6 protein-coding genes are annotated in these 12,805 nt (G+C 44.8%); all 6 read right to left on the reverse strand.

The genetic code is table 11. The annotated features are described in order from the left end of the window. Window positions 1-114: 114 nt before the first annotated feature. From DEO27_RS14595 to DEO27_RS14620, 6 genes are read right to left on the reverse strand one after another with little or no spacing between them, the layout of a single operon-like run. Entirely contained in the window at window positions 115-1,443 is a 1,329-nt protein-coding gene (locus tag DEO27_RS14595) for an ATP-binding protein (protein ID WP_112573741.1), read from the reverse strand. A gap of 3 nt (window positions 1,444-1,446) precedes the next feature. Beyond that, window positions 1,447-2,364, reverse strand: a complete 918-nt coding sequence (locus tag DEO27_RS14600; protein ID WP_112573742.1) for a DUF4157 domain-containing protein — start codon at window positions 2,362-2,364, stop codon at window positions 1,447-1,449. A gap of 7 nt (window positions 2,365-2,371) precedes the next feature. After that, a complete protein-coding gene (locus DEO27_RS14605) occupies window positions 2,372-3,355 on the reverse strand; it encodes a tetratricopeptide repeat protein (protein ID WP_112573743.1) in 984 nt (327 codons plus the stop codon). Next, window positions 3,352-6,921, reverse strand: a complete 3,570-nt coding sequence (locus DEO27_RS14610; RefSeq protein ID WP_190295420.1) for a DUF4157 domain-containing protein — start codon at window positions 6,919-6,921, stop codon at window positions 3,352-3,354. The genes DEO27_RS14605 and DEO27_RS14610 overlap by 4 nt, the downstream gene beginning before the upstream one ends. Continuing rightward, window positions 6,918-8,378 (reverse strand): contractile injection system tape measure protein, encoded by a 1,461-nt coding sequence (locus DEO27_RS14615; protein ID WP_112573745.1) that lies wholly within the window; start codon window positions 8,376-8,378, stop codon window positions 6,918-6,920. The genes DEO27_RS14610 and DEO27_RS14615 overlap by 4 nt, the downstream gene beginning before the upstream one ends. A gap of 8 nt (window positions 8,379-8,386) precedes the next feature. After that, entirely contained in the window at window positions 8,387-12,793 is a 4,407-nt protein-coding gene (locus DEO27_RS14620) for a hypothetical protein (RefSeq protein WP_112573746.1), read from the reverse strand. Between the last annotated feature and the right edge of the window lie 12 nt (window positions 12,794-12,805).

Genomic DNA, 12,805 nt, shown 5'->3' on the forward strand with positions numbered 1-12,805 from the left:
GTACCCAAGCAATGATAAAAATCACAAATGTATCCAATACCATCAATGTACATTTTATGGATTCGGTTGTACAGACTATGGATTATAATGGTGTCTTTTGTGCCGAACCGGATTTTACCAAACCCGGTTCTCCTTGGTGTACTCGCGCTCTATGCCTTCCAGTATCAGCTCTGATGAAATGCGACTTTCCTTTCGGGCCAGCATTTGCAAACAGGCAAATTGTACCACATTTAAAATACCCGAGCCACTGAGCTCATACTTACGGGAGATTTGTTCAAGGTTGATATGCCCGTTAAGGTTTGCTTTTGGCGGGAATGATTTTTGCCAGATAACGAACCGTTCATCGGCATTAGGCAATGGGAAATTAATAACTGATTGAAACCTGCGCATAAAGGCCTCATCAATGTTATTTTTAAAATTGGTTGCCAATATTACCAGGCCGTTATGTTGCTCTACACGTTGCAGCAGGTAAGATGCTTCCTGATTGGCGTATTTATCGTGAGCATCTTTAACATTGGTACGCTTACCAAAAAGAGCATCGGCTTCATCAAAAAACAGGATCCAGTTTTTGTTATCCGCCTTCTCAAATAATTTGGAGAGATTTTTCTCGGTTTCACCTATAAACTTAGATACGATCATGGACAGGTCAATCCGGAAGACCGGTTTACCGGTGTATTTACCAAGCAACGAAGCTGTAAGCGTTTTTCCTGTTCCCGGCGGGCCATGGAACAAAGCGCGATAACCAGGCTTTAGTTTCCGCTCCATCCCCCAGTCGGTCATTAATACCTGCTGATAGTTCACCCAGTTTTCCAGTTCGGCAATTTGTTTACGGGTGGTATCGTTCAGTACCAGATCATCCCAATTGTAAGTAGTTTCCAAATGCTGAGCCGGAAAATTCATGCTCAGTTTCGGAATAGATTCGGTACCGCTGATCAAAAGTTCGATATATTCGGGCTGTAATATCAACCGGCCCGATAAAGCAGGCTCACCATCCGGTACATCTTCCAAATGCAAAATATGATGTTTGCTAAGTTTACCCTGATGATGAAACAGTTGGGCGACTTCCAAACGCTTGTCTACATCATTGCCTGACAAAACAAAAACTGCCGTTTGACCGGTTGGTAAAAAGCTACGCCCGTTTCGGCTCCTGACTCCCCCTATCTGCTGAAAATCACCTGATTCGCGTATATAAGGTTGGATGATCTCATCAAAAAACTCAACCTGCACATGCGGAGCTAAGGCCATCATCAGTATAATAACCTCATCGCTGTTCAGGTCATGATCATCAATCAATTTTTCAAGCACACTACCGTTACGCTCAAGCTGGGGAAGCAGCGGTGGTAAATAGGTTGTATCATTCCCAAATACAGTTTGCAACCGGGCTTCAATACACCCGGCCGTGTACAGCATCAGCGCTTTTAATTGTGTAGTATTAGTATTCATGATTTATTTACGCGGACCGTTTTGCTGAATAACATGAGTTAATTCGTGCGCCAGCAAGTTCATCCCCGCGGTACTTTCAGGATCAAACTTGCCTGCGTTAAAGTAAACATCGTTGCCATGGGTAAATGCCTGTGCTTTTGAGAGGTTACAAAGTTCAACAGCCTGCTGGCCGGTGTGGATCTTTACCTGCTCAAAATTGGCATTCATCTGGTGCTCTAACTGTGTACGTACCTTTGCCGGCAGGGGACTGCCACCACCTTTGCTTGCATCCAGCAACCTGTCAAATTTGGCCTCGTTGCTTTCGGGTTTACCTTCTGTTTTTTCTACGCCACCCCCTTTTTCCTCTTTCTTTTGCGCCGCAGCCTTATCATCCTTCTCTTCACCTTTTTCCTTTTTCTGCGGCTTACCTTCGTCTTTTTTATCTTCTTCACCTTTTTTTTGCGGCTTCTCGTCCTTCTTTTCTTCTTCTTTTTTCTGAACCCCTTCCTTATCCTTCTTATCCTCTTCTTTTTTCTGAGGCTCTTTATCTTTTTTCTCCTCCTCTTTCTTTTGCGTCGGTTTTTCTTCTTCTTTTTTCTCGTCTTTCTTCTGTGGCTTGCCTTCCTCCTTCTCATCCTTTTTTTCTTTCTTTTGGCCAGCCTTAGCATCCTTTTCCTCATCAGCGCCTTTTTTCTGAACGCTCATTTGCCCCATCCGTTGTGATGAATTAGCGGTTGCCTGCTGTGCCATGGTTACCTTGTGCGCTAACGCGTCGGCTTCCTGCTCAAGGGCCGAGTCCTGGTTTCCATCAATCTTTCTTGCCTGAAAAAAAGCATCACTATCCTGTTTGCTTTTTTCGCGGCTGCCATTAAAGAAAGGCTTTTCGGCTTTATCCGCCTGTTTCTGACTAAGCGGCTGGCGTGTATTTTGGATGTATTTCATAGGTGGTTTAGTTTAAATTCATTAACAGATCCAGTTGCTTTTTGGCATGGGCAGCCCATTCGCCGGGATCATTCAGCAAATCTTCAAAAACCTGTTTCGCCTTGTCCCTTTCATTTAAATTGGCCAATGCTATACCCAGGTATAGCTTCCCTTTCTTATTTTCCGGATATTGTTCAAGCAAGAGGTTTAAATGTGCCAATGCCTCGTCAAAACGGTTAAGTCCCAGACAAAGCACCCCTAAATTCAACCTGATCTCCTCATGTTCGGGATGATATTCCAAAATGCGCCCGTACTCGGCAGCACCTTCACTTAACTGGCCACTTTGCAGGTAAGCAACAGCCAGGTGATTGCGTACAGCTATATCTGTAGGGAACAGCATTAAATACCTGATGAGGTAACCCGTGGCCATCGAATAGTTTTTGAGCATGAGCTGGGCCAAACCCGCGGTTTGCAATGCCCGGCTATTTTGCGGATTTTCCGACAAAACATAATCGGCCATTTCAAAAGCTTCATCATACCTACCGGTTGATAAATAAACCTGTGCAAGCCCCATCAGTAAGCTTAAACTTGTAGGGTTAAGCTCAACCGCTTTCAGCCAGCAGGTTTCAGCACTTTCCATATCTGCCGATAACATATATAGTTTAGCCAGCCCTTCCCAGGCCTCAAACTGGTCGGCTTTAAGGCTGATGGTTTGCCTGAAAGCTTGTAAAGCCTTATCATACTGGCCCAGCAAAACCTCGGTATTGGCCAGGTTTAGCCATGCCGAAGTATTTTGATTATCAATCTCCAGGGCACGCTCAAAAAGAGGCCGCGCTTCTGAGAATTTATTTTGCTGATAAAACAACATCCCGCGGTTATTGAGCAGGGTAACGTTTGGCTCGTTTAAATCTGCAGCTTTTGCATAATAAGCCTCGGCAGCTTCAAAATTGCCGCTTAATTGCTGCATAGCACCAAGATTTATCAATTCGGTTAGTTGACTTTGGTTGCTCATAACATTTCTTCTTTAACTTTATCTGCTATACCACCTGCTATATCAGAAATGCTGATTTCAGGATAGGTAACTTTAATATCATCAGTTTTCACATCAAATGGTTCGCCGTCTTTATAGTGGATTGGCAGCGAGACTTTCACCTGCAAATCCGGGCCGTAGCTAAATGATGCCAGGTTTTTAGTCCACTCTTTGGAGATGTCGGTAACCCACAGATCAAGCTCGGCTTTAATGAAGGCATTTACATCAAACGTAAACTTAGGGTGCACCTCGATCTCGCCAAGAGCATTAAACTCAAAACCTGTTGTCGGCGACCATGCCAGGTCTGCCGCGGCACTTGCCTCTCCCTCCAATCCCAAACCACCAACTATCTGGATACCACCGGTAACACTGGCCGGACCGATACTCAAACCAATACCAAGCGCGGCTTTTAGTTTAAGGCCTGCATGTGCCGGGATCACAAATTTTGCCCCACCGCTGATCCGGGTATTTTCGGGGTGCGAAGGATTAAATTCTATCTGCCCGAAAACATCCTTCAACTGGCCGGGGCCAACAGCCGCGTCAAAATCAAGTCCGCCATCAATAGTGGCCACGATACCTATGCTCTTAGGCCCAAGCGGGATGGCGAAAATTGGGATCTGGATAGTTGGAACCTTGAACAGCTCCTTGTTGATACTCTTTTTAGGGAACACATCAACTGCCGAAGGCAGGTCTAAGCGGCCAACAACTTCAATTTCGCCGGCCGGGGTTACCCTTACGCTTGCCGAAGCCTGCAGCCAGTCGGTAACTTTAAGTGTTAATTTACCCGAGCCATAGGCGGTAAACTTATCACCTGCCGGGCCCGATGGCGTGCCATCTGCTGCGATAGCACGATTGGTTGCACCAACAGTAACCTCGCCCGATACTCTATCAGCTGCGTATGATGCCTTACCCTCGATGGTCAGCGCCCCATCGTCATAAGATATCGACAGTTCGGTATTGATCTTCGGTATTTTGGGAATAGCTTTACCGTTGGCTTTTACATGGTAAATTTCATCAGGGCCGCGGGTAACTTCAACATTACCACTACCACTCTGAATACCCGGCATATTTTCGTCGAGTACAAAGCTGCCTCCTATAACTAAGGTTTCGTTACCGTAGGTAACGTGAATTTCGGCGCTTTTTACACCCTTAATATCCGGCTCGGCGGTACCAGAGGCGTTAAATATGCCTTTTGCGTAATCAATTTTTATATGTGCCGATTTAAGGCCTTTTATTTTGCCTGCAGGAATGCCTATATCTCCCGATGCGCTAAATTCGCCATTACGGTATGCAGCCTTTATTTGTGCGGGATTAAAGGTTTTCGAGTCAAAATCAAACGAGCCTTCAAGCGCGAATTCACCTGAAGTATTGGCCATAGCACCAACCTTACCTTTACCAAGTTTCTTTATTTCAAAATTAGCTTCGCCCTTTACGCCGATGCCTGACGTGGCAGCATAAACTTCGAGCGACGTATTGGTAATTTTAAAAGGCGGCGGAACTTTGATCTCGCCTGAATTAAATACCTTACTTATTTTAATGCCGTCTTCATTAAAAATAATATCAATTGCCGAGCCGCCTATAAAAGGGACGTCGGTATTAATCTTACCGAACCCTATCAAGCCGTTCTCACCGATATCCAGTTCTGTTATCGCTATAGGGCTTAACCCTTTAGCCTTTAAATCAGCACTTAACGCCTGTTTAACCGCAACTCCGTTTAATCTACCACCGTATATACCAGGCACAGGTTCAATAGGTTGTGTTGTTGATATCCCGGAAACAAACGCATTGTTCATGAAAACCTCAATAGTTGCCGATCCTTTTGAACCCGCACTATTGATTGTATTATCGTCTTTATCTTCGTAGGATATTTTCTGTATTTTCAGGTTAGCACCGTTTCGTTTAATTTGCCCAACCTGTACGTTAACATCTTTCTCAGTTGTTTTACCCGCGTCAGGTGCCCATTTAATATATTTTGTTACGCCATAGCGTTCGCTTGTTATCAGTGAAAGGTTAGTATTATCAACAAGTTTTTTTCTCGCTTTATCGTTCTTCGAAAGAAATGCAAGCTTTTTAAGATGGTCACCGGCTTCAATCTGACTTAGCTCCCATTTTTTTCCATCGCCACTCATACTCAAGCCACCGTCCAGTTTGCCCACCGTAATGGTGTATTTATCAATAATTTCGGTGGCGCTTGGCTTAATTTGCCCATCCGGCATGGTAGTTATAGCGTTTAATGCAGCGTCAACCCTTGTTGTTATTTCGCTATGAATATTTGAACCCGATGATCTGTTTGATCCTGCCTCAAGCATCCAAAGATTTGAAATACCATCTTTGCCGCCTAATTGCAACTCCACCTTATGGTCAACATCATAGCCGTTATTTATATCCTGTCCGTTCTCATCCCAAAATGGGCGCGCAAAAGAAGCTTTAAGTTGAGTGACCGGACCGGTGAATAAATGCTTAAGATTGGTTAGTTTTTTTTCAGACTCAAGCGTCATAAAAAAAGTTGGTTCGTTTACTTCTCCGGGAATCTCAGCAGCTTTCTTAGCGTTAAAAATATTATCAAAACCGGCTCCCTTAGTAGCAGCGTCGTTCCAGTCGGCAATGTGTTTTCCTGACCTTTCTGTTTTTTTAAATGAATAGTTGGTAGTTGATCCTGGCATAAGGCCAAGTTTCAAAGTTGGTATTTTTATTTGCGGCACAAAAAGTGATTCTTTTGATGCCGTAGTATCAATTGGATTTTCAGCAGTCGCAACCTGACCAATATTACCTGAAATATCGCCTTTGGTTGCTTGGCGCTGTATCTTCTTTTTAACCCCATTTCCACCCTGTTGTACCGTATGCGTTACCTCATGCGCCAATAAATGCTGTCCGGATTGACTTTGCGGATCATACTTACCGGCACCGAAATAAATATCGTTACCATGGGTAAAAGCCTGCGCCTGTAAATCGTTACTTAATCCGGCCGCTTCGCTGTTATTATGAATGCGTACCCTACTCAGGTCTGCTCCCGTCGCTCCTTCCATTTCTTCGCGGGTATTGGCAGGCAACGGTTCGCCGCCGCCTTTACTGCTTTCAATCTTTTGCTGGGTTTGCGGAGATACATCAGGCACCGGTGATTGGCTGCTACGTTTCAGCGTATTTCCTTCGTTAGGGTCACCGTCGCTTTCAAAAATGGGTCGGCGCTGTAATTCTTTATCTGCCCCATTTTGTTCTTTTTCCTGTTTATCCTCTTTTTTATCTTCTTTCTTTTGTACAGCGGAAGTAGTGGCAGCAGCAGTTGCAGTAGCGGGCGCAACGTTAGCTACGGTTTTAGGCTGATTAATATGTTGAACAACTTTATCTGCTACCTGGTCGGCCTGCCTTTCAAAATGATCACCAGGTTCATTCACTGTCATCTTGCGCTGAACCTTGTTACCTTCAAAAAAAGGAGATTCCTGTACAGTGTCATGAGCGGCCGAGAAAAAAGTATCTTTCCCTGCGGCCTGCCGGTTAGCGGGCTGGTTTTGTTTGGAGTTTGCAGGTGCTGCCTTTTGCTGTGTTTTCATTGCCATTCCACATAAAAAGGTTCATCCATCCAGGGCAGTTTAATTACACCTATACCCCAGGGCAGCGACGAAAGCAGGATATCCAGATCTTTGCGCTCCACAATAAGGCGGGCAGGTTTTTCGGCTTCAATAAGCTTACCGTTACGAGTCAGGAACGCATCGCGCAAACCACCAGGCGATGTATTTTTTAATGCTTTCCAGTATTTGATTACCGTACCAAGCATATTATCTCCTTCTTCAAGCATGCGCTGCGGAATTTCAACTTCACGCGCTAATATTTCGCTAAGAGGCCACCGGCATAAAAACTTTTCAAAATACAGGTCATATTCAAAAGCGCCTGTATTACCTGTGCCCAAATAATGCAGCAGGTGAACAGCCAGTTGCCTTGCGGGCAGGTCAACAAAATCGTTATCATGCAGTAAGCCAAAATCTTTGAAAAAATACTCCAGGAACGGATGGAGTATTACCAAACCAGCCTGATTTACATAAGCCCCTTCAGTTTCCTCTTCTTTTGTCAGGTTCGTTTCTGAATTATCGGGTGTCGCTGTTGGTTTAGTTATTTGTAAAGCAGGTTTACTTTCTGCTGTTTGAATTGCCTTATCTGCAATTTGAACAAGACTGGTTGCAGAGGTCGAAGAAAAAATCTTTAACTCGCCTGTTATTAAATCGATTAGCTTTTTCAGGATCCCATCGGGTAATACATCATACCCTGTGCGCAGGTGAAGCATGTGCAAAAGCTTTTCTATGACAGCACTGTATTCGCTACTCGGCTCTGATAGCAGCCGATCATTATCGTTAGGAGATTGGCGGCTTATGGAATCTTTAATATCATTGATAAGCGAATCAATACCTGTTTGATATATACGCACATCAACCTTAAGCAAAACTGCCACCAGCTGTTTAATAAATACCATACCAAACTGACTGAACAGCCTGCTTATTGCGGTTTGAGTAACTTTAAAAAGATTGATAAGTTTTAACCTGTAAGTCGCGTCACTTATTAAAAGGCCGGACAGTTTACTTAACCAAACATCTTCCTGCTGCAACCATTCGGTTGTGGCTACAATGTACCATGGGAGCCTGCCTGTATTAAGGAAATAAACAAGCACATTAAAAACCTGCTGTTCGTCGGTTAGCGACGAATAACTGATCGCCTCATCGGGCTCATCTCCATCAGGGATCATGTTGGGGTTTAAAGCTGGCTCAAGCGCCTTTGATAAACTTTGTTGCAGTTGCTCAAAAACTTCTTCCAGCTTACCTTTTCCCAAATCAATATCAAGCCTATCAATCAGAACATGGGCAGAAACATCCATACCATCCAATAACTGCTCCAGCTTTTTAAGTAATACCTGTTCAAAGTACCGCACGGCTTCGTCCTGCGCCTTTTGGGCGGCATTACGGTGCGGTACTTCAATATCAAGTATCAGCTTATGGATAATATGCGTGCTCCTTCCCATAGCTCAATCTATTTAACAGTACCCGGATCAGTTCCCGGTTCTTTTTTGATGATTATCTTCGGGTCTATTTTAGGCGTCACTGTCGGTGCAGGCGTTGCGGCCGGCGTTACTGTCGGGTTAGCTTTAATCGTAGATGTATCCACTTTCGGCGTTACAGTTGTTGGCGCTGGTGTTACCGGTTCAACCTTAGGTGTGGCAGCCGGAGTTACTACAGGGCTCGTTTTAACTGTAGTTGTAGCTGTGTCTACTTTCGGTGTTACAGCTGGCGCCGGTGTCGCTGCAGGCGTTACAGCCGGGGTTGTTTTAACCGTGGTTGTATCCGTTTTCGGCGTTACAGTTGGTGTCGGCGTTACCGATGGCGTTACTGAAGGTGTTTCTTTAACAACTACAGGAGGCACAGTGGTAGTTACCGGAGGCACTGTCGCTGTTGTTGGCGAGGTAAGCACAGGCGGAACAGTAGTAACTACTGGCGGATTAACAATTATCGGCGGTAAATTGGTTAATATAGGTGTAGAGGATATAGGAGGTAAAGCAACCGGCGGAGTTGGTGTAAACACAGCGCGGCATTTTTCAAACTTACCATTTACAGCCATAAGCGTAATAATCGTACTACGACCACGAGGGAACTGGCGCATATCAAACACTTTTACAGTATTTACATCATTGCTGGTGGTGCCATCGTCAAATGTCCAGGTAAATTTAAAGCTACCCGGGTTAGGCGTATTATTGGTTAAAGTAACAGTAGCGGCAGCTTTTTCATTGTCCATAGTCACTTTATAGCCAAACGAAGCCTGCGGATGTTCGTGAATCGTCAACGTGCAACCCGGAACCGGCTTGCCATTTACCATAAAGTCATTGATAGTAACATCATAAGGACCGCTTGAAGGATCAACAACCCATTGGCTACCCAATAATTTTACAGCAGCTCCGGCAATTTTTGATGTAACAACTCCATTTGCAGGCTGTACGGTTGTAAAGTTGATATTGCCTCCGTCAGAGCAAACTTCGCTGGCAGCTAATGTCAGGTTTACAGGTTCTTCAGGAATCTGTACGGTAATTGTTACCGGTTCTACATCGGTACAGTCGTGGTTATTTGCTGATAGCGTGAAGGTAAGTTTACCATCAGGGAATTTCTGGCGAAGATCGGCATACAGGTATGTAACGCTATCATCCGGGGTGGTGAGGTTAGCATGCACCTGGCCGTCAGGCATTGTCCAGGTGTAAGCAAACGTATCTCCTGTTGCCTGGTTTGTTTTCGCAGATAGTTTAATAGTAACCCCTACAGAAGCTGCATCTGTACCACCTGCCTGGGCTGCCGGGGTTACAGCAGGGTGTTTAAACACGGTAATAGTGCAATCTGTAGGCTGATCATTTACAGTGAATTTGATCTGCTGTCCAAATGTGCCATCTTTAACCTTGGTTGTATCAAAATAGTTTACAGCATCTTTAGTTACAACGGTAGCTTCAAAACCGGCTGCAGCTTTTATAACCCCATCAGCCGGACTTACTTTAAATTGCAGCAGGCCTTCATCAGAGCAAGCTACAGCTTTGGGCAAACTGAGCCCTACCTGTGGTTTAGGCATAATAAATGCCACCGGCGGACAATCAGAACAACACATGTACGGCAGACAAAAATCGGCAAACACAATATCCTCAGGCACATCCGGGTTGGCGACCGCTGCCCTCAATTTGCCCAGGTCAACAGCTAAGGCCTGGGTTTTGCTGATAACATCAGCCTCAATGGTAGGCGTAAATTTACGGGGTGATTGTACCTGGTAATATTTTACGGCTGCAGCAATATCCTCAAAATTGGTATTTTGGGCAATGAAGGTCATCGCGTCATTATCGCTGGCAAAGCCTTTCACAAACTGCGGGTTGGCCTGAAGCACTTTCAACCTGTCATCAATCGGAATTGTTGTGACAGGAGTTGGATTAGGCTTGGTCATGGTAGTAGCATAAACCATTACAAAGGTTCCCCCGGCAGGTACACCGGCCAGGTGCTCTAACCCGGTATGGTTTGCAGCATAAGCCGAAAAGGTTAGCTGGGCCAGAAGTTTGGCTTTACGGTCTTGTATTTCTTTTAAAATAACTGCAAGTGCCTGGCCTGCGCAGCAATTTTCAGATAAGCGCCATAATTGCAATTCGTAATCATCTTCATATCCTTTACGCACATAATCGGCTTTGGCAAAAATCAAGCGGCTTCGTTGAGTCGCGGTTTTCACCTCATTACAGAGGTCATCTATCTTTGCAGAAAAGTTATCTATAGTATCATCATCGATATCAACCAGTCTGTCGGGCAGCCATTGACTTATATTACGGGTACCGGCAATTACACGTACCGGAATATCAACAGCAATAGCCTGCTCATACGAACCTGTTGCCGAGGTATCAATAGTTTTGCCTGCAGCATCCGCATAATCAGAAATACTTACAGCACCACCCTGACGGCGGATCTGATCCAGATATGAACCAACACTATCCTTCGCTACGTTGATGTTATTATCAACCGCATTAATGCCGCCATTAATCAGGATATTGCTTATACTTTTATTAATTGCAAGCTCATTGGTTACCTGCATCCGGGCGCTTGGCACTGCAGCTGCCGTTTCAACTAATTTGGATGCTGCTGCCATCCGCACTTTGGTAGCGCCGGTAGTTGTTGCAGCCGTTGTATCGGTTGTCTTAACGTCGTCTGCTAATGACAATGTCTGTTGAGCTGCCTGGGCCTTAATTTCGTCTGCGAGTACATAACCGGTTTTGGTATCAAAGCTGGAGAAAAACTTGCTAACATCGCTGTAAAGGCAGTTTTGCTCGGCTTGGAATGCCCGCAATGTGGCCTCCAGATCATTAAACTGGCAGGCGTAATCATCTATATTGATATCGCTAAGCGTCACATCGCCAAGCCTGATCGCAACCGCGTCAAACGGTAAGTTTGAATCCTGCCTGATCTTATCTACCGCGGCAAGTGCTTCAGTATATTTTTTGCCGATATGTCCTTCTATTCTGAAAAAATTATTGGAGTCGATGCCGTAACTTAAGGGATTTACTACCATGTCATTGGCCGGAGAATAGGCCGAAGCATTATAACCCAGGATTAGTTTATCTGTCCCCTGCAGCCAACGGTTATAGCTCCATTTTTGGGCCAGATCAACCGGATTACCATAATAAAAAGGAATAGCCCGTGCCTCTAATGGTTTGCTGTTATCTATAGATGGTGTTATTTTCACCACCGGGCTTGCAGGTAGCGAAAATCCACTGCTCATAGTATTCAACCTGTCCAGCAGGTTAAGGGCAAGGTTCAGCTTATCTTTATTGGCACTGACTGCCGGCGAAGCATAAAATTTATGACGATACGGTGTAGGCTTAGCCGTCGGCGTGGTATTGAGTGCGCCCAACATAATATGTTTTGGAAAGGCGTAAATATTAGGGCAACACTGATAAATGATATCCGACAGCAGGGCACGCAATTCGTTATACCCGGTTAGCAGATCTTTATAAAAATCGTACAGGTATTGCGCCTGCATTGGGGCAGTAGCTTTACTTAGCGTGGTATTGATATTGGCAACAATGCTGGTTATGGGGTAAACAGATTGCGGATCGAGCGCGAATTTGAAAATATTGTAAAGCGTTTGAACGGCGCCAGATAAACCGACCGCGCCGTCATTGGCAATTTTTGAGAAAGCCGCTGTAAGTGCCGATGACGAAGCTGTTGTTTGAGTATTAAAGAACACCCTTTTTGCAGCCAGTACCGGAGCATCAAAATACGCGTTGTAAGCGTTAAAGTATTTTTTGTAGATATCATCATAAATAACCTCCGAACCAGTTTGCTCAATAATCTGGTTCATATCGGCCTGAGATACCAGTAATACCTTGGGTTTAGCCACCTGTTTACGACCCTGGTTATCGCAATCAATTGCTGTACAGGCGTCGGGATCTTTAGAATAATATTCGAGGTAAAGCAGACCGTACATTTCAGTAAGATCTTTTGTCGCCTTAGATTTAAAATCAGTTAAAGCAAAGCTATCAACCGGGAAAGCACCTTTATCATCGGGAGTAACCAGCTCCCATAAAGCCATCTGTGCGGCATCAGTACCTAAAGGATAAAAGGGCGGATACTTGATGAGCGAATTATCATACGCCCTGAAATTTTTGTATGTTGTTTCGGGCATATAAAGCAAGTCGCCGTCGGTAGTTACGCCGCAGCCTTTACCTATCGTTATGCCATTGGCATCGCCTTTAAAGCTAAGGCCGCACACCAAACCAACACCAATTAAACAGGTACGGGTAAGGCGCTGCTGATCTTCAAAAAACTCTACAATATCGTTCAGTTGCTTGGCTGTAAGCACCTGGCTATCAACAAAGGAGTTATACTCTAAAGTTATATCGGTGAGCTTTATGTTGGTTACTGGTGGCATGGCTTTGTCATT

Source organism: Mucilaginibacter rubeus, from assembly GCF_003286415.2.
Classification (GTDB): domain Bacteria; phylum Bacteroidota; class Bacteroidia; order Sphingobacteriales; family Sphingobacteriaceae; genus Mucilaginibacter; species Mucilaginibacter rubeus_A.

Coding starts and splice junctions, on each gene's coding strand:
- DEO27_RS14595 (WP_112573741.1), bottom strand. CDS start 1,443: ATGAATACTAATACTACACAATTAAAAGCGCTGATGCTGTACACGGCC.
- DEO27_RS14600 (WP_112573742.1), bottom strand. CDS start 2,364: ATGAAATACATCCAAAATACACGCCAGCCGCTTAGTCAGAAACAGGCG.
- DEO27_RS14605 (WP_112573743.1), bottom strand. CDS start 3,355: ATGAGCAACCAAAGTCAACTAACCGAATTGATAAATCTTGGTGCTATG.
- DEO27_RS14610 (WP_190295420.1), bottom strand. CDS start 6,921: ATGAAAACACAGCAAAAGGCAGCACCTGCAAACTCCAAACAAAACCAG.
- DEO27_RS14615 (WP_112573745.1), bottom strand. CDS start 8,378: ATGGGAAGGAGCACGCATATTATCCATAAGCTGATACTTGATATTGAA.
- DEO27_RS14620 (WP_112573746.1), bottom strand. CDS start 12,793: ATGCCACCAGTAACCAACATAAAGCTCACCGATATAACTTTAGAGTAT.